Source organism: Spirillospora sp. CA-108201, assembly GCF_050936235.1.
Taxonomy (GTDB): domain Bacteria; phylum Actinomycetota; class Actinomycetes; order Streptosporangiales; family Streptosporangiaceae; genus Spirillospora.
The window spans coordinates 4,781,307-4,802,461 of sequence record NZ_JBNJNE010000001.1 but is presented as its reverse complement, the minus strand read 5'-3'; the positions used below and the strand labels follow the sequence as shown (position 1 = coordinate 4,802,461).

The 21,155-nt window shown below is 70.5% G+C and carries 14 protein-coding genes and 3 rRNA genes; 10 read left to right on the top strand and 7 right to left on the bottom strand.

Annotation, left to right across the window (positions count from 1 at the left end):
* Window positions 1–308: 308 nt before the first annotated feature.
* From ACQEU6_RS23110 to rrf, 5 genes are all read left to right on the top strand, one after another.
* Complete coding sequence (locus tag ACQEU6_RS23110; protein ID WP_499334862.1) at window positions 309–899, top strand: phospholipid scramblase-related protein; 591 nt, start codon at window positions 309–311, stop codon at window positions 897–899.
* A gap of 63 nt (window positions 900–962) precedes the next feature.
* Window positions 963–1,319 (top strand): hypothetical protein, encoded by a 357-nt coding sequence (locus ACQEU6_RS23105; protein ID WP_499334861.1) that lies wholly within the window; start codon window positions 963–965, stop codon window positions 1,317–1,319.
* 704 nt (window positions 1,320–2,023) lie between these two features.
* Window positions 2,024–3,539: ribosomal RNA gene (locus ACQEU6_RS23100) — 16S ribosomal RNA — on the top strand.
* A gap of 427 nt (window positions 3,540–3,966) precedes the next feature.
* Window positions 3,967–7,078, top strand: a 23S ribosomal RNA gene (locus tag ACQEU6_RS23095).
* Between the two features lie 151 nt (window positions 7,079–7,229).
* Window positions 7,230–7,346: ribosomal RNA gene (gene rrf, locus ACQEU6_RS23090) — 5S ribosomal RNA — on the top strand.
* The 16S, 23S and 5S rRNA genes sit together here, the layout of an rRNA operon.
* Before the next feature lie 95 nt (window positions 7,347–7,441).
* Here the strand turns inward: rrf and ACQEU6_RS23085 are convergent.
* The 4 genes from ACQEU6_RS23085 to ACQEU6_RS23070 all read right to left on the bottom strand — a co-directional run bounded on the left by ACQEU6_RS23085 (window position 7,442) and on the right by ACQEU6_RS23070 (window position 12,983).
* Window positions 7,442–9,094 (bottom strand): DNA repair helicase XPB, encoded by a 1,653-nt coding sequence (locus ACQEU6_RS23085; protein ID WP_499334859.1) that lies wholly within the window; start codon window positions 9,092–9,094, stop codon window positions 7,442–7,444.
* A 191-nt stretch (window positions 9,095–9,285) separates the two neighbouring features.
* Window positions 9,286–9,759, bottom strand: a complete 474-nt coding sequence (locus ACQEU6_RS23080; protein WP_499334857.1) for a hypothetical protein — start codon at window positions 9,757–9,759, stop codon at window positions 9,286–9,288.
* A gap of 151 nt (window positions 9,760–9,910) precedes the next feature.
* Window positions 9,911–12,271: a helicase-associated domain-containing protein gene (locus ACQEU6_RS23075; RefSeq protein WP_499334855.1), complete on the bottom strand. Its 2,361-nt coding sequence runs from the start codon at window positions 12,269–12,271 to the stop codon at window positions 9,911–9,913.
* A gap of 94 nt (window positions 12,272–12,365) precedes the next feature.
* Entirely contained in the window at window positions 12,366–12,983 is a 618-nt protein-coding gene (locus tag ACQEU6_RS23070; RefSeq protein WP_499334853.1) for a TetR/AcrR family transcriptional regulator, read from the bottom strand.
* Between the two features lie 168 nt (window positions 12,984–13,151).
* Between ACQEU6_RS23070 and ACQEU6_RS23065 the strand changes: the two genes are divergently transcribed.
* Window positions 13,152–13,634, top strand: a complete 483-nt coding sequence (locus tag ACQEU6_RS23065) for a GNAT family N-acetyltransferase (RefSeq protein ID WP_499334851.1) — start codon at window positions 13,152–13,154, stop codon at window positions 13,632–13,634.
* Window positions 13,635–13,673: 39 nt separating this feature from the next.
* On the opposite strand, the gene ACQEU6_RS23060 is transcribed toward ACQEU6_RS23065, so the two are convergent.
* On the bottom strand, window positions 13,674–14,033 hold the full coding sequence (locus ACQEU6_RS23060; protein WP_499334850.1) for a hypothetical protein: 360 nt from the start codon (window positions 14,031–14,033) through the stop codon (window positions 13,674–13,676).
* A 213-nt stretch (window positions 14,034–14,246) separates the two neighbouring features.
* On the opposite strand from ACQEU6_RS23060, the gene ACQEU6_RS23055 reads away from it, so the two are divergent.
* Both ACQEU6_RS23055 and ACQEU6_RS23050 read left to right on the top strand, forming a co-directional pair.
* A complete protein-coding gene (locus ACQEU6_RS23055) occupies window positions 14,247–14,906 on the top strand; it encodes an HAD family hydrolase (protein ID WP_499334848.1) in 660 nt (219 codons plus the stop codon).
* 157 nt (window positions 14,907–15,063) lie between these two features.
* Window positions 15,064–15,459, top strand: coding sequence for a cold-shock protein (locus ACQEU6_RS23050; RefSeq protein WP_499334846.1), 396 nt, complete (start codon window positions 15,064–15,066; stop codon window positions 15,457–15,459).
* Window positions 15,460–15,484: 25 nt separating this feature from the next.
* Here the strand turns inward: ACQEU6_RS23050 and ACQEU6_RS23045 are convergent, their stop codons facing one another.
* Window positions 15,485–16,879: an MFS transporter gene (locus tag ACQEU6_RS23045; RefSeq protein WP_499334844.1), complete on the bottom strand. Its 1,395-nt coding sequence runs from the start codon at window positions 16,877–16,879 to the stop codon at window positions 15,485–15,487.
* A gap of 157 nt (window positions 16,880–17,036) precedes the next feature.
* Here ACQEU6_RS23045 and ACQEU6_RS23040 point away from each other — a divergent pair, with 157 nt between their 5' ends.
* On the top strand, window positions 17,037–17,894 hold the full coding sequence (locus ACQEU6_RS23040) for a DUF3027 domain-containing protein (RefSeq protein ID WP_499334843.1): 858 nt from the start codon (window positions 17,037–17,039) through the stop codon (window positions 17,892–17,894).
* Between the two features lie 4 nt (window positions 17,895–17,898).
* On the top strand, window positions 17,899–20,886 hold the full coding sequence (locus ACQEU6_RS23035) for a sacsin N-terminal ATP-binding-like domain-containing protein (protein ID WP_499334842.1): 2,988 nt from the start codon (window positions 17,899–17,901) through the stop codon (window positions 20,884–20,886).
* On the opposite strand, the gene ACQEU6_RS23030 is transcribed toward ACQEU6_RS23035, so the two are convergent.
* Window positions 20,883–21,152 carry a DUF2530 domain-containing protein gene (locus ACQEU6_RS23030; RefSeq protein ID WP_499334840.1) on the bottom strand — a complete coding sequence of 90 codons (270 nt, stop codon included), beginning with the start codon at window positions 21,150–21,152 and terminating at the stop codon, window positions 20,883–20,885. The genes ACQEU6_RS23035 and ACQEU6_RS23030 overlap by 4 nt on opposite strands.
* Between the last annotated feature and the right edge of the window lie 3 nt (window positions 21,153–21,155).

Sequence of the window (21,155 nt, the reverse complement as noted above, 5' to 3'; positions counted from 1 at the left end):
GAGAGGGGCGGTTCCTTCGGGGGCCGCCCCTTTCCGCGTCCCCGGGATGTCCCCGGGGATGTTCGGGGCGCGCCGGGCCGAAAGAAGAATGTTTCTCGGACGGCCACCTCCGCCGCCGCCGGTGCAGGTCAGTGGGCCGGGCGCGGACCGGGCGGCCGCCGCGGGCGGAGACGGGCGCGCAAAGTGCTTCCCCTGCGGGCCCGGCGCTTGGCAGGATCGCCGGTTGGAAGGCGTCCCACCGAGGGTGTGGACGCCGGCAAGGTGGACAGTGAGGCGGTCGCCGAGGCGGCCACGAGGCAGGAGAACACGTGAGCGAAGTGTTCAGCTCCCCGGTGCTCAGGGTCGAACAGCCTCGCAGGGGACCGTTCGCCAAGTCGCGGTACAAGGTGCTCGACGATGACGGGACCGTCCTCGCGATCGCCGCGCCGACCGACGACCAGGGCGACTCCGCGGTCATGCGCGGCCTGTTCCCCGGCAAGTCGAACCTCGACGCCCGCGCCGTCCTTCTGACGACGCCCGAGGGCGACCCCCTGTACGTCGTGGACAAGCAGAGCGGCCGGGAGTACACCGAGATCCTCCGGCCGGACGGGGAGCGCGTCGGCTCCTTCGTCACCGAGAGGGTCGGCCGCCGCTACGTCATCTACGACGACGACGGGACGCTCATCGGCACGATCGACGTGGACGTGCCGCGCAACAACTTCGAGGTGAAGGACGCCGACGGCGGCAAGGTCGCGCACGTCCGCAAGAAGTGGGCGGGCCTCGCCACCCACCTGCTCACGACGGCCGACCGGTACTCGGTGGAGATCGCCGACCCGGTCCGGGAACCGCTGCGGACGATGGCGGTCATGACGGCCATCGTCATGGACATGAACCTGCACGAGGCCAAAGAGATCACCTGACCGGGCGGCCGGTCGCCCGATGGAAGGGTTCCCGGCTCCGCCGAGCCGAGGTACGTTCCGGTCGTGCAGGCCATGCCCGGGCGTCCGAGCGGCTGGTGGATCTCGCCGGTGATACCGACGATCGCGAACTGCGCGCTGGCCGCCCTCTGGGCCTTCTCGGCCCTCGGGGGGTGGGGCGAAGCCGCCTTCTGCGGTGAGGACGAGGCCCGCGACCCGGGATGCGGGGCCCGTTTCGACGACGCCGTGCGGCTCTCGGCACCCGTGGCCGTCATCGCCGCGGTCGTCGCCGTGACCGCCTGGTCGATGCCGGGAGTCCGGCGCAGGCCCCGCCGGCTGGACGTGACCCTCACCGTCGCGGCCTTCGCCTGGGTCGTCGCCGAGGGAGTGCTGTTCGTCGGCGGTTACCTGGCCAAGCCCTGAGGAACGCCGAACGGTCGCCGTTGCCGAAAAGAAACCTCGGCCGCGCGAATGCGATGTTCGAGCGGTTCGCGCGGGGTGAAGCAGGACAAAACCCGAGGTAGCTCGGGTGCCGTGGCGGCCCCGGGCGGACCGGTCGGGTGAACCGGCGCCATTGAAGCGTGCGCGCCGGTTTGACGTCCCCTCGTCTTGGGCATACTGTTCACTTCGCCCCACGGGAGTGCGGGACGCCTCACGGCGGCCGGCCCGGGGGAACCATCCTCGATCAGCTGACGCGGCTTCGTCGTGCCCGCTTCGTTGTGATGGGTCGGAAAAGGTTCGATTTGACAATCGGCCCGGATCTGATGAAATAGCGACATCGCCGGGAAGGAACCGCGCAAGCGGATCCGGAATGGCATATCGGAAAAGCTCGGAATTGACAGTCCGAGCGGAACTGATAAAGTAAGACGAGTCGCCCCGGGGCGGGAAACGCGAAAGCGGATCCAGCGCGGTGGGTGTCCGTTTCTTGAGAACTCAACAGCGTGTTAAAAGCCAGTGCCTTTATCGGCTCGGCCATGTTTTGGCCGGGTCGCCCCGTGCCGCTCTCGTTTATTCGGGGGTGGTGGGGATTTCTTTGAGGCAATGTCACCTCGTTTGAGGTGGCGATGCTGGGATTGTTTCCTGAGGTTTGGCTGGTCGGGGTTCGCCCCCTGGCTGGTCGTGTGACCTTGATGGAGAGTTTGATCCTGGCTCAGGACGAACGCTGGCGGCGTGCTTAACACATGCAAGTCGAGCGGAAAGGCCCCTTCGGGGGTACTCGAGCGGCGAACGGGTGAGTAACACGTGAGCAACCTGCCCCTGACTCTGGGATAAGCCCGGGAAACTGGGTCTAATACCGGATGTGACCAGCCTCCGCATGGGGTGTTGGTGGAAAGTTTTTCGGTTGGGGATGGGCTCGCGGCCTATCAGCTTGTTGGTGGGGTGATGGCCTACCAAGGCGACGACGGGTAACCGGCCTGAGAGGGCGACCGGTCACACTGGGACTGAGACACGGCCCAGACTCCTACGGGAGGCAGCAGTGGGGAATATTGCGCAATGGGCGGAAGCCTGACGCAGCGACGCCGCGTGAGGGATGACGGCCTTCGGGTTGTAAACCTCTTTCAGCAGGGACGAAGCTAACGTGACGGTACCTGCAGAAGAAGCGCCGGCTAACTACGTGCCAGCAGCCGCGGTAATACGTAGGGCGCAAGCGTTGTCCGGAATTATTGGGCGTAAAGAGCTCGTAGGCGGTTTGTCGCGTCTGTCGTGAAAGCCCACGGCTTAACCGTGGGTCTGCGGTGGATACGGGCAGACTAGAGGCAGGTAGGGGAGAATGGAATTCCCGGTGTAGCGGTGAAATGCGCAGATATCGGGAGGAACACCGGTGGCGAAGGCGGTTCTCTGGGCCTGTACTGACGCTGAGGAGCGAAAGCGTGGGGAGCGAACAGGATTAGATACCCTGGTAGTCCACGCCGTAAACGTTGGGCGCTAGGTGTGGGGTCCTTCCACGGATTCCGCGCCGCAGCTAACGCATTAAGCGCCCCGCCTGGGGAGTACGGCCGCAAGGCTAAAACTCAAAGGAATTGACGGGGGCCCGCACAAGCGGCGGAGCATGTTGCTTAATTCGACGCAACGCGAAGAACCTTACCAAGGCTTGACATCGCCGGAAAACCATCAGAGATGGTGGGTCCTTTTGGGCCGGTGACAGGTGGTGCATGGCTGTCGTCAGCTCGTGTCGTGAGATGTTGGGTTAAGTCCCGCAACGAGCGCAACCCTCGTTCCATGTTGCCAGCACTTCGGGTGGGGACTCATGGGAGACCGCCGGGGTCAACTCGGAGGAAGGTGGGGATGACGTCAAGTCATCATGCCCCTTATGTCTTGGGCTGCAAACATGCTACAATGGCCGGTACAGAGGGCTGCGATACCGTGAGGTGGAGCGAATCCCTTAAAGCCGGTCTCAGTTCGGATCGAAGTCTGCAACTCGACTTCGTGAAGTCGGAGTCGCTAGTAATCGCAGATCAGCAACGCTGCGGTGAATACGTTCCCGGGCCTTGTACACACCGCCCGTCACGTCACGAAAGTCGGCAACACCCGAAGCCCGTGGCCCAACCCTTGTGGGGGGAGCGGTCGAAGGTGGGGCCGGCGATTGGGACGAAGTCGTAACAAGGTAGCCGTACCGGAAGGTGCGGCTGGATCACCTCCTTTCTAAGGAGCATCAACTGGCCGGGTCGCCTCGTGAGAGGGATTCCGGTCGGTGGCTGCTGTTGACAGCGAATGTCTGTCAGGTGGCTGCTCATAGATGTGGAGCACTGGCTACTCAGTCTGCTGGCCGTGCGGCTCAGCTAGTACCGCTTCGGGGGTGACCTCGGGGAGTGGGAAAGGTGAGCTCCGGGCGGCTGGGAGGCTGAACACGCTGTTGAGTCCTGAGGGAACGGGCGCGAGCCCGGGTGACCTCGGATTGCGGGACCAGAACCGCACCTCTTGGTTGGGGTGTGGTTTTGGTGGGCCCGGTTGTTTTTTGAGAACTGCACAGTGGACGCGAGCATCTCTGGTAGATGACGGATTCGCGAGGGACTTTCGAGTCTTTTGTGGGTTTGTTGTTTATCTGCGATTTGTTCTGATCGTTTTGTGTGTTCAAGTTTTTAAGGGCATACGGTGGATGCCTTGGCATCAGGAGCCGATGAAGGACGTGGGAGCCTGCGATATGCCTCGGGGAGTCGGCAACCAGACTTTGATCCGGGGATTTCCGAATGGGGAAACCTGGCACTCGTCATGGGGTGTCGCCGCCTGCTGAATGTATAGGCAGGTTGGTGGGAACGCGGGGAAGTGAAACATCTCAGTACCCGCAGGAAGAGAAAACAATAGTGATTCCGTGAGTAGTGGTGAGCGAAAGCGGAGGAGCCTAAACCGTGCGCGTGTGATAGCCGGCAGGCGTTGCGTGTGCGGGGTTGTGGGACCACCCTGGTCCAGCTGCCGCTGGGCCGAGGAGTTATAAACTGCTCGGATAGTCGAATGGCTTGGGATGGCCGACCGTAGACGGTGAGAGTCCGGTAGACGAAATTTGAGTGGCTTCTGGGTGTGTTCCCGAGTAGCACGGGGCCCGTGAAATCCCGTGTGAATCTGCCACGACCACGTGGTAAGGCTGAATACTTCCTGATGACCGATAGCGGACCAGTACCGTGAGGGAAAGGTGAAAAGTGCCCCGGTGAGGGGTCGTGAAATAGTACCTGAAACCGTGTGCCTACAAGCCGTCAGAGCCTCCTCAGCGACCTTTCGGGGTTGTTGTTGGTGATGGCGTGCCTTTTGAAGAATGAGCCTGCGAGTTATGGTGTGTGGCGAGGTTAACCGGTGGCGGGTAGCCGTAGCGAAAGCGAGTCTGAATAGGGCGTTTTTAGTCGCATGCTGTAGACCCGAAGCGGAGTGATCTAGCCATGGGCAGGGTGAAGCGCCGGTAAGACGGTGTGGAGGCCCGAACCCACCAGGGTTGAAAACCTGGGGGATGACCTGTGGTTAGGGGTGAAAGGCCAATCAAACTCCGTGATAGCTGGTTCTCCCCGAAATGCATTTAGGTGCAGCGTCGCGTGTTTCTTGCCGGAGGTAGAGCTACTGGATGGCTGATGGGCCCTACCAGGTTACTGACGTCAGCCAAACTCCGAATGCCGGTAAGTGAGAGCGTGGCAGTGAGACTGCGGGGGATAAGCTTCGTAGTCGAGAGGGAAACAGCCCAGATCATCGGCTAAGGCCCCTAAGCGTGTGCTAAGTGGGAAAGGATGTGGAGTTGCTGTGACAACCAGGAGGTTGGCTTAGAAGCAGCCACCCTTGAAAGAGTGCGTAATAGCTCACTGGTCAAGTGATTCCGCGCCGACAATGTAGCGGGGCTCAAGCACACCGCCGAAGCCGTGGCATTGACACGTAAGTGTTGATGGGTAGGGGAGCGTCCTGTATCCGGTGAAGCCTCGGGGTGACCCAGGGGTGGAGGGTGCGGGAGTGAGAATGCAGGCATGAGTAGCGAATCACACGTGAGAAACGTGTGCGCCGGATGACCAAGGGTTCCTGGGGCAGGCTAATCCGCCCAGGGTAAGTCGGGACCTAAGGCGAGGCCGACAGGCGTAGTCGATGGACAACGGGTTGATATTCCCGTACCCGCTGGTATGCGCCAACGCTGAACCTTCTGATGCTAACCACCCGAACTGTTCTTTGGGCCTTCGGGCCTGGTGGATGGGGAGCGTGGGACCCGAGGGGGTAGTAGGTGAGTGATGGGGTGACGCAGGAGGGTAGCTCAGCCCGGGCGATGGTTGTCCCGGGGTAAGGCTGTAGGGAGAGAGACAGGTAAATCCGTCTCTCGCGTATCCTGAGAGCTGATGCCGAGCCGTTTTAGGTGAAGTGAGTGATCCCATGCTGCCGAGAAAAGCCTCTAGCGAGTGTACCGGCGGCCCGTACCCCAAACCGACTCAGGTGGTCAGGTAGAGAATACCAAGGCGATCGGGTGAACTGTGGTTAAGGAACTCGGCAAATTGCCCCCGTAACTTTGGGAGAAGGGGGACCTTGCCTGGTGATGGCATTTTCTGTCTGAGCTGGGTGGGGTCGCAGAGGCCAGGGGGAAGCGACTGTTTACTAAAAACACAGGTCCGTGCGAAGTCGTAAGACGCTGTATACGGACTGACGCCTGCCCGGTGCCGGAACGTTAAGAGGACCGGTTAGGGGGACTTGTTCCTTCGAAGCTGAGAATCTAAGCGCCGGTAAACGGCGGTGGTAACTATAACCATCCTAAGGTAGCGAAATTCCTTGTCGGGTAAGTTCCGACCTGCACGAATGGCGTAACGACTTCCCCGCTGTCTCAACCACAGGCCCGGCGAAATTGCAGTACGAGTAAAGATGCTCGTTTCGCGCAGCAGGACGGAAAGACCCCGGGACCTTCACTATAGCTTGGCATTGGCGCTTGGAGCGTCTTGTGTAGGATAGGTGGGAGACTCTGAAGCTCAGACGCCAGTTTGGGTGGAGTCATTGGTGAAATACCACTCTGGTCGTTTTGAGCGTCTAACCCGCACCCGTGTATCCGGGTGGGGGACAGTGCCTGGTGGGTAGTTTAACTGGGGCGGTTGCCTCCCAAAATGTAACGGAGGCGCCCAAAGGTTCCCTCAGCCTGGTTGGCAATCAGGTGGCGAGTGCAAGGGCACAAGGGAGCTTGACTGTGAGACGGACGTGTCGAGCAGGTGCGAAAGCAGGGCCTAGTGATCCGGCACCTACGTGTGGAAGTGGTGTCGCTCAACGGCTAAAAGGTACCCCGGGGATAACAGGCTGATCTTCCCCAAGAGTCCATATCGACGGGATGGTTTGGCACCTCGATGTCGGCTCGTCGCATCCTGGGGCTGGAGTAGGTCCCAAGGGTTGGGCTGTTCGCCCATTAAAGCGGCACGCGAGCTGGGTTTAGAACGTCGCGAGACAGTTCGGTCCCTATCCGCTGTGCGCGTAGGAGAATTGTGAGGGTCTGTCCCTAGTACGAGAGGACCGGGACGGACGAACCTCTGGTGTGCCAGTTGTCCCGCCAGGGGCACGGCTGGTTGGCTACGTTCGGTCGGGATAACCGCTGAAAGCATCTAAGCGGGAAGCCTTCCTCGAGATGAGTTCTCCCACCCCTTTGTGGGTGTAAGGCCCCCGGTAGACGACCGGGTTGATAGGCCGGAGATGGAAGCGCGGTAACGTGTGGAGTCGACCGGTACTAATAGGCCGAGTGGCTTGAACACACTGAACGTTCAGAGTGAGTCGCTGTGTGAGTTGTTCGCGTCCCTGTGTGGTTCCCAGGAAACAACCGGGAACCCGTGTTGATAAGTGAATGTCGAGCCGAATGGTTCGAACGTGGATTTGCCCACCCCTTTGGGGTGGTGCGTTGAGACGTTCGGTGGTTTTGGCGAGGGGGAAACACCCGGTCCCATCCCGAACCCGGAAGTTAAGCCCTTCAGCGCCGATGGTACTGCATGGGGGACCGTGTGGGAGAGTAGGACGCCGCCGGACATATTTTGCAGAAAGGCCCCGCCGTTACCGGCGGGGCCTTTCTCATTTCCGTGCCCTGCGGCGCCGGAACTCGTCGCCGATCGAGCGACGGGTGGTCAGAACTCGTCGCCGGCCAGGACGGTGTCGGCGTCGACGATCCGGTACGCGTAGCCCTGCTCGGCCAGGAACCGCTGCCGGTGGGCGGCATAGTCCTGGTCCAGGGTGTCGCGGGCCACGACGGCGTAGAAGCGTGCGCCCGCACCGGACGCCTTGGGCCGCAGGAGGCGCCCCAGCCGCTGCGCCTCCTCCTGCCGGGACCCGTAGGCCCCCGAGACCTGGACGGCGACGGACGCCTCGGGCAGGTCGATGGAGAAGTTCGCCACCTTGGAGACGACCAGGACGTCGATCTCCCCGCTGCGGAACGCCTCGAACAGCCGCTCCCGCTCGCGGATGCGGGTCTCGCCCTTGATGACCGGAGCGTCCAGGAGCGCGCCCAGCTCGTCCAACTGGTCGATGTACTGGCCGATGACGAGGGTCTGCTCGCCGCGGTGCCGGTCGACGAGCGCCTGGATGAGCTTGGTCTTGGTGTCGGTCGTCGCGCAGAAGCGGTACCGCTCCTCCGGCTCGGCGGTCGCGTAGGCGAGCCGCTCGGAGTCGGTGAGGGTGACGCGGACCTCGACGCAGTCGGCGGGCGCGATCCAGCCCTGCGCCTCCATGTCCTTCCACGGCGCGTCGTACCGCTTCGGGCCGATGAGGGAGAACACGTCCCCCTCGCGGCCGTCCTCCCGGACGAGGGTCGCGGTGAGGCCGAGCCGGCGGCGCGCCTGGAGGTCGGCGGTCATCCGGAAGATCGGCGCCGGCAGCAGGTGGACCTCGTCGTAGACGACCAGGCCCCAGTCGCGGGCGTCGAAGAGCTCCAGGTGCGCGTAGGCGCCCTTCCGGCGCGTCGTCATGATCTGGTATGTGGCGATGGTGACCGGCCGGATCTCCTTCTTGGTGCCGCTGTACTCGCCGATCTCGTCCTCGGTGAGGGAGGTGCGGCGCAGCAGCTCCTGCTTCCACTGGTGCGCGGAGACGGTGTTGGTGACGAGGATCAGCGTGGTCGCCTGGGCGCGGGCCATCGCGGCGGCGCCGACGATGGTCTTGCCGGAGCCGCAGGGCAGGACGACGACGCCGGAGCCGCCGTGCCAGAACGCCGAGGCGGCCTCGCTCTGGTAGGAGCGCAGGTCCCAGCCGTCCTGGACGAGGGAGATCGCGTGGGCCTCGCCGTCCACGTAGCCGGCGAGGTCCTCGGCGGGCCAGCCGAGCTTGAGCAGGGCCTGCTTGAGGGCGCCGCGCTCGCTCGGGTGGACGGCGACGGCGTCGGCGCCGACCCGGTCGCCGATCATGCCCTTGATCTTCTTGGCGCGCAGCACCTCCTCCAGGACCGACCGGTCGGAGGACGACAGGATGAGCCCGTGCACGGGGTCCTTCTCCAGCCGCAGCCGCCCGTACCGGGCCATCGTGTCGGCGACGTCCACGAGCAGGGCGTGCGGGACGGGGTACCGGGAGAACCGGATCAGGGTGTCGACGACCTGCTCGGCGTCGTGGCCGGCGGCGCGCGCGTTCCACAGCGCGAGCGGCGTCACCCGGTAGGTGTGGACGTGCTCGGGCGCCCGTTCGAGCTCGGCGAACGGGGCGATCTCCTTGCGGCAGGCGTCGGCCAGGTCGTGGTCGACCTCCAGCAGCAGCGTCTTGTCGGACTGGACGATGAGCGGACCGTCGGTCAAAGCAGAAGCCCCCGTCGGGTTTCGGAAGATCGGCGCCTCGTCCGGATGAGGGCGCCGCTGCCGCACGCTACCCGAGCGGCGGCGGCGCTTCGCGCGTTCCGGAGAGGACTGGGGTCTTCAACGCCCTGGCCGCCGCCTTTATTGCGCGCCGGCGCCGGGGGCGGCGCGGGCGGGTCCCGGCGCGGCGCGCGTCAGATGCCCTCGGACGTGCTGTAGTCCGGCTCGGACATGACGCCGAACGCGATGTAGACGATCAGCAGGACGATGCCGATGAGGAGGGAGGCGGCGAAGAGCGACCAGCTCCAGATCGTCAGTCTCCGGGCGGACCGCGGGTCGGTCTGGAAACGGCCGAGGGCGATCGCCGCGGTGATCACGCCGGGGACGGCCAGGATGTTGCAGCACAGCACGATCGCGATGGCGTTGCAGACGAGCGCGGCGATGGTGGAGCCGTTGCTCGTGGCCTGGTGGGGGACGCCCGGGGGCCCGTACCCGTATCCCGGCCGGCCGTATCCGGGCTGGCCGTATCCGGGCTGGGTGTATCCGGGCTGGGTGTAGCCGTAGCTCTGCCCGTACGGCTGTCCGTAGCCGCCGCCCGCGTCCCAGTTCTGGTTCCCGCCGTAGGGGTCGTCCCAGCCCGAGGGCGGGCGCCCTCCGTAGCCGCTCATCGGGAGCCTCCTCGCACCGTTCGCCCGGACACGCTACCCGGTCCGATGGACCCTTGTTTGGACCGTATGCGAGGGTCGCCGGTTCCCGTCGTTCGCGGCGTCCGGTTCCGGACAGCGGCGGGTGGGCCCGAGGCGTCCTCAGGCGGCGTCCTCAGGTGGCGTCGTCGAGTTCGGAGACGCCGGTGATGCGGTGCAGCGCGAAGCGGTGCACGGCGGCGCGGGTCGCGTCGTAGCCGGTGAGGAAGCCGCCCTCGACGCGGACGGGTTCGACGATGCGGCTGGAGGTCTGCCCCTGCTGGTCGAGGTAGCCGATCCAGACGCGGCCGCCGCGCTCGACGGCGCCGCGGAGCCGCTCGACGGTGGCCATCGCGGGCGAGCGGGGCGGTTCGCCGGACGGGGCCTGCCGGGCGTGCTCGGCGCCGTGCAGGGACGCCTCGTCGCCGGCGCGCAGCGCCCGCACGGCCGCGGAGATCATCGAGGCGTCGGTGCGGTCGTCGGGGCGGAGCCGGACGATCTCGGCGGTGGGCGGCGGGTCGGCGCGCTGCGCGTCCGGCCGGGTCACGATCACGCCGCCGCCGGGCGCCTCGGCGACCGGGGCGAGGCCCATCGCGCGCAGGCCGTCGAGCAGGTCGGGGCGCTGAAGCCCGGACGCCAGGACGGTGGGGGCGAGGCGGTACAGGCGCAGCGGCGCGGCCCGCCGGTCGGCGAGGATCTCGTCGAGGGTGGCGGGCGCGTCGGTCCGGACGTAGGACGACAGGGCGCCGACGCGCAGGTGGCCGTGCCGGCGGGCGACGTCGTCGATCAGGTAGAGGAGCGGCTGCGGGAGCGGGGTCGCCGAGTGCCGGGTGAGCAGGTCGGTGACGTCGGCGGCGGTCCGGCCCGCGTCCAGGGCCCGGCGGACGGACTCGGGGGTGAAGCGGTACACGGTGGCGCCGCCGGTGGACTCGACGTCGGCGGCGAGCGCCAGCTCCCGGGCGAGGTCGGTGACCAGCGGGCCGGGCGCGACGGCGGTCAGGTCGGCCTGGACGAGGATCTCGTCGACGGGCTCCGGGAGGTACTTCTCCAGCGCGGGCTCGGGGTCGTCGCCGGCGAGCAGGTCGCGGCCGAACGGGGCCAGCTCCCCGAACCCGGTGAGGCCGAGGGCGGCGGCCTCGCGGAGCGTCCAGCCGACGAGGCGGTCGCGGGCGGGCCCGCCGTGGCGGGGCCGCAGCCACGCCAGCCGGGCGAGGAGGGCGTCCTCGCCGACGGCGACGCCGCGGCCCGCGCCGGCGAGGACGTCCAGGGCGGCGCGGCGGGTGGCCGGGGCGCTGCTGCGCACCATCGCCTCGCTGAGGGCGTTGATGAGCCGGTCGCGGTCGTCGCGGTCGCCGGCGAGCCCGGCGGCGCGGTCGGACTTCAGCCAGCCGCGGGCCAGCTCCGTCCAGCGCCCGGCGGTGTCGCGCATCAGCCACAGGTCGTAGGCGGGGGTGGGCAGCCACTCGCCGTCGAGGTCGCCGCTGCGGGTCAGCAGGCCCGCCGCGTACGCGACCTCGACGAGCAGGGCGGCCTTCCACTCCGGGACGTCCAGGAGCGTCGCGGCGGCGCGCAGGTCGCGGACGGCGAGGCCGCCGCTGCGCAGGACGGGCGGCGGTTCGAGGCCCCAGCGCTCCAGCAGCTCCTCGATGAGCCGGACGGCGCCCGCGGCCTCGCCCGCCGCGGTGCGCACGACCACGTCCTCGCGGCGCGGTCCGGCCGCGGGGGCGAGCGGCGGCGGCTCGGCGGGGACGTCCCGGAACAGCCGCCCGCCGCGCAGGTGCAGGGCGACCTCGCGGGGCAGGGTGACCGTGCGGTCGTCCTCGGCGGCGAGGAGGCCGCGCGCCAGGAGCCGCTCGATGGGGGTGGTCGCGGTGTCGAGCCGGACGGGGCGGCGCGCGTCGGCGACCCGCCCCACCGGCGGGCCCCACGCGAGCTGGTCGAGGGCGGCCCGCGCCTCGGCGCCCGCGTCCTCGATCAGGGCGGCGGGATCGCTCAGCAGCCCGGCGAGCCGGGTGAGGAGGCGGCCGGAGTCGGCGAAGCCGCGCGGCGCCTGCCCCTCCAGGTCGGTGACGAGGTCGGTGAGCCGCTCGGCGGAATAGCCCGCGAAGACCTCCCGGGCGGGCGGCCCGAGACCCGCGGGGTGCGGCAGGCTCTGCCGGACGCCGGGCGCCGTGACCGGGGCGTCGTTCCCCCAGACCAGCGCGAACCGGCGGAGGACGGCGAGCGCGGCCTCGGCCTGCCCGGGGGTGGCGTCGAGGGCGGCGGCGAGCGCGCCCGGCCCGGCCGGGGCGGGCAGGACGAGCAGTGCCTCCAGGGCGGCGAGGGTGAAGCGGTCCAGCCGGTCGAGCGCGCGGGACACGGCGGCGGGCGTGGCGGCGCGGGCGGCGAGCGCGGTCAGGTCGGCGGGGACGGGGGCGAGCAGTTCGGGACGCGCGGACAGCAGCGCGCGCAGTTCGTCGTCGCCGCGCGCGCGCAACCAGTCCGCATACGTTTCCATGCCGTTCCCCAACTTTAAGTCGCGTGCATGCCGCAGGCACGCGGGCCTCCAGGTTAGAGGCCCGCGCGAGGTGGGGAACTCTCGCGTGCCGCGATCAGGTGGCGGGCGTGCGCTCCAGGTGCACCAGCCCGAGGCCGAGGCGGGCCCAGCTCTCCACGAACCGCTTCTCGTCGATGCGCGTGGGCGGCTCGTACATCGCCTCGTTCGCGAGCCAGTAGTTCACCACGGCCCCGCCGAGGATGGACGCGACCGCCGGCCAGTCCTCGTCGAAGCCCTCGAACTCGGGCTGCGCCGCCAGCCAGGTGGCGATCCCGTCGTACAGCGGGTTGACGATGCCCTCCCGCATCTCCGCCACCAGGTTCGGGAACTGGTCGAGGTCGCGGAACAGGACCCGGATGAGGTCCTGCTCCTCGCGCATCTTGGCCAGACCGGCCTGGCACGTCATGCGCAGCCGGATTTCGAGCGGGCGCTCCTCGAAGGCGGTGGACTGCGTGAGGACGTCGCTGATCTGCCGGCGGGTCCGCTCGATGTGCTCGCGGATGGCCGAGGAGAGCACCTCCTCCTTGGACCGGAAGTGCCGGTAGAGGCCGCCCGCGCCCGGGGACAGGCCGGCCGCCGCCTCGATCTCGGCGACCGACGTCGCCGCGTAGCCCCGGTCGGCGAACAGCCGGAGCGACTCGGACACGATGCGGTCGCGCGTAGATGTCGTCATGGTGATGAATTCCTCCGCAAGAACAGTAAGGCATGTTCATGCGGCCGGTCCCCGCGTCACGCGCGGCGCGCCCGAATCCGCGATGCCGCTCGCGGCGGGGCGCCCGGCGACTAGAGTTCCATCGTCCGCGCCCCGTCGCCGGAAGGGGCGTCGTCGGAAAGGTCGGCGATGTTCAAGTCTCCGCGGAAAGCGGCCGACGGGGCCTTCCTACCCGAGGACTTCGTGGTGCCCACGCTGGTGGCCGGGCCCGACTTCCAGATCCGCCCGATCACCGTGCACGACGTGGTGAAGGACTACGGCGCCGTGATCGGCAGCCTGGACCGGCTGGCCGGCCGGTTCGGGCCCGAATGGGGCTGGCCCGACAGCGAGTTCACCTTCGAGCAGGCCCTGATCGACGTCGCGTGGCTGCAGAAGCAGGGGCAGCTGCGGCGCTCGTTCAGCTACGTCGTGATCACGCCGGACGGGGAGCGGCAGCTCGGCCGCATCCACGTCGCCCCGTCGGACCGTCCCGGCTCCGACGCGGTGGTGGTGTTCTGGGTGCGCGCGGACGAGGAGAACTCCGTCCTGGAGAAGGAGCTGGAGGGCTTCGTCCGCGAATGGGTCGGCACGGCGTGGCCCTTCGACAAGGTCCGCTTCCCCGGCCGCGACTGACCCCGGCGAGCGACCTCGCGACGACCTGCCCGGCCGCGGCTAGCCGAGACGGCGGACGAGGCCGACGAGGACGCGGCCGACGACCAGGTAGACGACGGCGGCCAGGCCGTAGTTGACGGCGACCTCCACCTTGGGGTTCTTCGGCTGGAAGACGTCCTTGAACTGCCAGCACAGGTCGGTGGCCCGGTCCCCGAACCAGCGGACGAGGTCGTTGGCGGTGTTGGCCTCGAACGCGACGAAGACGATGTGCACGGCCAGGATCGTGGCCGCGAGCGCGGCGGCGATGGAGACCGCCGCCGCGAGCAGGCCCGCGCCGCGGCGGCGGGCCGCGGCGGCGGGGATCCGGCGGGCGCGCGGGGCGCGGTGGTCACCGCCTGGCTCGGTCTGGGTCCCTGCCATGTGCGGCTCCTTCACCGGGGTCGGAGGCTGGTCGTCCTTGGGGCGGGGATGGGGGGTTCGTGTGCTGTGTTTTCCCTGGTCAGGTGGTTTGTGGTCGAGGGCCCGGGTATATCCGCAACACGGTCCCGCGCTCTCCTACTCGGATCCCGTCGCATCGCCACTACCAGGAGAGCGCGGGTCCTCGCGTGTGTCCAGCCCCCTTACCCTGTGGACGTGCTCGATCTCGCCTCCTCCGCGCCGTCCCGCGACGGCCTCGCCATCGGCTTCGACCTCGATCTGACCCTCGCCGACACCCGCGCCGGGATCAGCGCCGTCTACGCGGCGCTGGCGGCGGAGACGGGAGTGCCGATCGACACCGGGCAGGTGGTGCGGCGCATCGGGCCCCCGCTGGAGGAGGAGCTGGCGTACTGGTTCCCGGCGGAGGAGGTGCCGGCGATGGCGGCGCGCTACCGGGCGATCTACGCCGACGTCGCGGTCCCGGCGACCGTCCTCATGCCGGGGGCGGCCGCCGCGCTGGAGGCGGTGCGGGCCCGCGGCGGGCGGGTGGTCGTCGTGTCGGGCAAGAACCAGGCCGACACCGAGCGGACCGTCCGGTTCCTCGGGCTGGCGGCCGACGCCGTGGTGGGCGGCCTGTTCGGCGCCGACAAGGGCGCCGCGCTGCGCGAGCACGGCGCCGGCGCCTACATCGGCGACCACACCGGCGACGTGGACGCCGCCCGGGCCGCCTCGGCGGTGGCGGTGGCCGTCGCGACCGGCGCGTTCGACTCGGCGGCGCTCACCGCCTACGGCGCGGACGTCGTCCTGCCCGACCTGCTGGCGTTCCCCGGCTGGCTCGGCGGTTTCCGGGCGGGCCGGGCCGCCCCCGGGGGCTGAGCTGCGCGGCGATATTCGGATGCCGTTCCGGGGCGTCCGGGATAGCGTCGATCCCGTTGCCCCGTAGGCGTCGCGGGGGCCCCCGGCGTGTTCACCGGCCCGCGGCGAGGCACTAATCTTGGGGTCGATTCAGGACGATTACCGAACGAGGTCTCCGGTGCCGACTGGCAAGGTCAAGTGGTACGACTCCGACAAGGGGTTCGGCTTCCTCACCCGCGACGACGGCGGTGAGGTCTTCGTGCACTCGTCGGCGCTGCCGGGCGGGGTCACGACCCTCAGGCCGGGCCAGCGCATCGAGTTCGGCGTGGTCGAGGGGCGCCGCGGTCAGCAGGCCCTCCAGGTGCGGGTGCTGGAGACGCTGCCGTCGGTGGAGAAGACCATCGCCAAGCAGCGGCGCAAGAAGCCCGACGAGATGGTCGTCATCACCGAGGACCTGATCAAGCTGCTGGACGGGATCTCCAACACCTACCGGCGGGGCAAGCACCCGGCCCCCGCCGAGGCCAAGAAGATCGCCACCGTGCTCCGCGCGGTCGCCGACGACCTGGCGTCCTGACGGCGACCCGCGCCTTCCGCGCGGGTCAGGCGCGCATCTCGTGGTGCGCGTCCTTGAGGGGCCCGCTGCGGTCCGGCCGGTCGGCCCGACGCCGGCCTCCGGCCTGCCGCATCACCAGCAGCCCGGAGGCGAGGGCCAGCGCCGCCGCGACGACCGCGAGCGCGAGCCGGCCGTCCGCGACGATCGACATCCCGAGGCCGAGCAGCCCGCCGAGGACCCAGCTGAGCTGGTGCAGGGTCTCCGACACGGCGAACGTGGACGAGCTCACCTCCTCGCCGATCTCGCGCTGCACGACCGCGTCCATGGACAGCTTGCCGAGCACCTGCCCGAGCCCGGCGGCGGTCGCCACCGCGAGGGCCGCCCACAGCCCGAAGAACGCGGCGCCCGCGGCGGTGACGCCGGTGACGCACGCCAGCGTCGCCGACACGATGAACCGCGGCGCCCGCGCCTTCATCCAGGCGCCGAGAGCGGTGCCGATCAGCCCGCCCGCGCCCGCGCACGCCGCCAGCAGGCCGAGGGCCACATGGTGCGACACCGGGTCGAAGCGCTCCTGGCGCAGCAGGAACGCCAGGTAGATGATCAGGAAGCCGGAGAACGCGCGCAGCACCGCGTTCGCCTGCATCGCCTCCGCGACGACCGGGCCGACGCGCGGCAGCGCCCGCCACGCGCGGCGCGGGGCGGGCTTGTCCGCCGCCCGTTCGGCCTCGGGGACGTCCACGTGCCGGGGGAGCCGCATGGTGAACACGGCGCCCAGCAGGAACAGGACCGTGCCGCCGCGCAGCACCCAGCCCGGCCCGACCAGCACGGCGAGGCCGGCCCCGGCGGGCGCGACGGCCGACGCGGCGATGAGCCCGGCGAACGAGCAGCGGGCGTTCGCCGTCACCAGCGAGATCTCGTCCGGCAGGACGCGCGGGGTGACCGCGGCGCGCAGCACCCCGAACGCCTTGGACAGCACCAGCACGCCGAACGCGGCGGGCAGGAAGGTGACCTGGTCGCCGTGCGGGAGCGCGCTCGCCAGCGCCCAGCACAGCAGCGCCCGCATCACGAACGTGCTCGCGATCGCGTACCGGCGGACGTGGCGGGCCCGGTCCAGCGCCGGGCCGATCAGCGGGGCGACCAGCGCGAAGGGCGCCATCGTGACGAGGAGGTAGAGGGCGACCTGGCCGCGCGCCTGGTTGACGTCCAGGCCGAAGAACAGGGTTCCCGCGAGCGCGACGGTGACCAGCGCGTCTCCGGCGGAGTTGAACGCGCAGGCCTCGATCAGGCTGCCGAGCCCGCTGCGGCCGGCGCCCTGCGCGTGGGTGACGCGGCGGGTGAGCCGCCCCGTCCCGAGCAGGGCCGAGCGCGCTCCGCGGCACGCCCGCGCCGCCCCCCCGGTGGCGGCGCGCGCGGACCGACCCGCCCGTGTCCGGTCTGCCATGCGCCCTGATCTCTCCTCGCGGTCGACCCGGCTCGGTGCCGGGGGCGGCCATCGGAGTCCTCGACTGAGAGTACGTTCCCCGCTGGAATGCCGGATCACCTCGCGGACGGCGCCCGCCTTGTGCGGGTCACATGCCCGCATGGGCGAGAATTGACATGTGAGCCCACAGCGCCAGTCCAGCCCCGCGCGCTCCGCCGCCGCGCGCACCACGACCGGGACCGCCCGCCGGCCCCGCACACCCGCCGTCGACTCCGCCTGCGCCGAGGCGGTCGACCTCGCCCGCGAGGCCGCCGAGGACACCGCCGGCCAGGCCGAGGTCGGCGAGCACCTCGGCCTGCGCGCCGAGGGCGACCGGGTGGTCACGCACTACTTCGTGTGCCTCGACCCCGCGTACACGGGCTGGCGGTGGGCCGTGACGGTGACCCGCGCGTCCCGCGCCCGGAACGTGACGGTCAGCGAGTGCGTCCTGCTCCCGGGCGACGACGCGCTCCTCGCGCCGCCGTGGGTGCCGTGGCTGGAGCGGCTGCGCCCCGGCGACCTCGGCCCCGGCGACCTGCTGCCGACCGCGCCCGACGACGTGCGGCTCGCGCCCGGCTTCACGCAGGTGGACGAGTCGACCGACCGCGAGGCCCAGTGGGAGCTCGGCCTCGGCCGCGTCCGGGTGCTGTCGCGGGAGGGCCGCGACGAGGCCGCCGCCCGCTGGTACGACGGCGTCGCCGGGCCCCGCGCCCCGATCGCCGCGTCCGCCCCCGCCCAGTGCTCCACGTGCGGCTTCTACGTGGTGCTGGCGGGTGCGCTGCGGCAGGCCTTCGGCGTCTGCGCCAACGAGTACGCGCCCGACGACGGCCGCGTCGTGTCCGCCGACCACGGCTGCGGCGCGCACTCCGAGGCCGTCTCCCTTCCGGCGGTGTCCGAGCACAACCCGCCGGTCATCGACGAGCTCGGCTACGAGATCGTCCCCACCGGTGACGAGGACACCGCGCCCCTCGACGACGAGGCCCTCGGCCACAGCTGATCCCATGGACGACGAGTTCGGCGCGCGGGCGCTGCGCGAGCGTGTCCTGCGCGCCTGGGCCGAGTCCCCGGCGCGCTTCCGGGAGGACGCCAACGCCGAGGAGGACCACGCCCTCGGCGGCTACCGCGACCGCGTCGTCATCGAGCTGGCGCAGAACGCCGCCGACGCCGCCCGGCGCGCCGGCGTGCCCGGCCGCCTCGGCCTGACGCTGCGCACCGGCGGGGAGCCGCTGCTGGTCGCGGCGAACACGGGGGCGCCGCTGGACGCCGCCGGCGTGGAGGCCCTCTCGACGCTCCGCGCCTCGGCCAAGCGCGACGAGCCCGCCGCCGCCGGCCGCTTCGGCGTGGGGTTCGCCGCCGTCGCCGCCGTGTCCGGCGCCCCGGCCATCGCGTCCGGGACGGCGGGCGTCGAGTGGTCCGCGACGCGCGCCCGTGAGCTGGTCGAGGGGATCGCGGGCCTGGCGGAGGAGCTGGGGCGGCGCGGCGGGCACGTGCCGCTGCTGCGTCTGCCGTTCGCCCTGGAGAGCGTCCCCGAGGTTCCGGCGGGTTACGACACCGTCGTGCGGCTGCCGCTGCGGGACGAGGCGGTCGAGCCCGTCCGGCGGCAGCTCCGGGAGGTGGGGGCGGCGCTCATGCTGGCGCTGCCCGCGCTCGAACACGTCGAGATCGACGTCGACGGGGACGTCCGGACGCTGACCGCCGAGCGGCGCGCCCCGGGCGAGGTGGTCGTCGACGGCGGCCTGTGGCGGACGGTCGAGGAGCACGGGGAGATCCCCGCGGCGCTCCTGAACGACCGTCCCGTGGAGGAGCGGGCCCGGCCGTTCTGGCAGGTGAGGTGGGCCCTGCCCGAGGGCGGGCTCCCCGAGGGCACGCCCGGCGTCCTGCACGCGCCCACGCCCGGTGACGAGCGCCTCGACCTGCCTGCGCTGCTCATCGCGTCGTTCCCGCTCGCGCCCGACCGGCGGCACGTCGCGCCCGGGGCGCTGGCCGACTTCCTCTCCGACCGGGCCGCCGCCGCCTACGTGCGGCTGCTGGGCGAGCTGCCCGTCTCCCCGAAGGTGCTGGAGCTCGTGCCGGGGCCGATCGGCGCCGGAGAGCTGGACGCGCGGATCCGCAGGGGGATCCGGGAACGGCTCCCGGAGGCGCCCGTCCTGCCCCACCGGACGCGCGGGCGGGACGCGGTCGCCGTGGACGCGCCCGCCGCGTTCGTCGAGGTGCTCGGCGGCGGGCACGCCAGGGACGCCGAGGGCGGAACCGGGGGCGGCGCCGTCGTCGGCGGCCTGCTGCCGCCGGAGTGGCCCGCGCGGAGCCCGGCGCTGGCGGCGCTCGGCGTGCGGCGGGTGGAACTGGCCGACGTGATCGACGAGCTGGCCGCTGTGGACCGGGAACCGGCATGGTGGCACCGGGCCTACGAGGCGCTCGCCGGGGCCTCCACGGAGGCTCTGGGGGCTCTCCCGGTGCCGCTGGCGGGCGGGACGGGGCGCGTGGTGCGGGGGCCGCGCGGGCTGCTGATCGCGGACGGCGTCGATCCCGCGGGCCTGGACGCCCTGGGGCTGCGCTTCGTCCATCCGGAGGCCGTGCACCCGCTCCTGGCGCGGCTCGGCGCGGTCGAGGCGGGGCCGCGGGCCGTGCTGGCGGACGCCGCCGTGCGGGCGGCCGTCGAGGAGTCCTTCGACTCCGACGACCCCGACGCGGTCGCCGAGGCCGTGCTGGGGCTCGTCGCGGCCGCGCACGCCGATCCCGGCGACGAGCCGTGGCTGGCCGAGCTGGCCCTGCCCGGCGACGACGGCGAGCTCTACCCGGCGGGGGAGCTGCTGCTGCCGCGGAGCCCGCTGCGGGAGATCATGGCCGGCGACGCGCCGTTCGGCGTCGTCGACGGCGGTGTCCTGGGGCGGTGGGGCGAGGAGACGCTCGCGGCCGTCGGCGTCCTGGACGGGTTCGCCCTGGCCAGGGCCGAGGACGTCAACCTCGCGGGCCTGGCCGACGTGGCGGAGAGCCTCGACCTCGACGACGAGGACCTGTGGGCGGACGACGTGCTGCGCCGGATCGGCGAGCAGGACCTGCCGCCGCTCGTCCCCGAGTTCACGGCGGTCCGCGACCTCGAACTCGTCGACGACTGGGCGGCGGCCCTGAGGGTTCTCTCCGCACCGCCGTGGCGGTCCGCGATCGTGGATCCGGCCCATGCCGCCCTGCACGACGGGCGGCGCGTCGTCGTCCCGTCCTACACGGCGTGGTGGCTGAGCCGCCGCCCGGTCCTGGACGGCCGCAGGCCGGGCGAGTTCCGCCTCGGCGGCGACGAGGCGCTGGCAGGGCTCTACGACGTCGCGCCGCAGGGTTTGGACGAGCACCTCCTGCTCGCCTTGGGCGTCCGCACGTCACTGGTGGAACTGCTCGACGAGCCCGGGGGCGCGCAGGAACTGCTCGACCGCCTGGGCGACGACCGGCGGCCGGTGGAACGGGCTCGGCTGGGCGAGCTCTGGACGGCGCTGGCCGACGCCCCGGACGCGGCCGTCGAGCCGCCCGACCGCGTGCGGGCGGTCGTGGACGGCGACGTCGAAGTGGTCGACGCGGCCGACGCCCTCGTCCTGGACGGTCCCGACGTCCTGCCCCTCCTCGAAGGCCAGCCCCTCGTCATCGCCGCGCAGGGCCGCGACGCGCGCCTCGCCGAACTCCTGGACCTGCCCCTCGCGGGCGAGGAGATCCCAGGTCTCGTGGAGTCCGGCGGCGAGGAGCGTCCCGTCCCCGAGGCCGTCAGGGCGGTCCTTCCCGACGCCCCCGCCGGCTACCTCGCCCATGAGCGCCTCGTCGTGGACGGCCAGGACGTCCCGTGGTGGACGAGGGACGGCCGCGTCCACGCGAGCGGCGCCGGCGGCCTGGCGCGGGCACTCGCCTGGTCCACCGGGCACTGGGGCGACCGGCTCCTGCTGGAGGCCGTCCTGCGCGCTCCCGAGACTCTGCCCGTCCTGCTCGCCGAGGACGACCTGGAGGCCTAGCGGTCCTGGCGGGGCGCCTCGCGCCTGGCGGCGCGGTCGGCCTCCTGCCGGGCCCGCCCGGCCTGGAGCCTGGGGGTGTACCACATGCCGAACAGCCCGATCCCGACGCCGGCGCCGCAGACCCACAGCCACCAGCGGTCCTGCGACGGCAGCCCGACGATCAGCAGCACGACGAGCGCCACCGCCCAGGCGGCCGCCCCGGCGGCCGCGACGCGGACGTCGTTGGTCTGCATCGGCGGCGGGTCCGGGCGGCGCGGAGGGCTCATGCG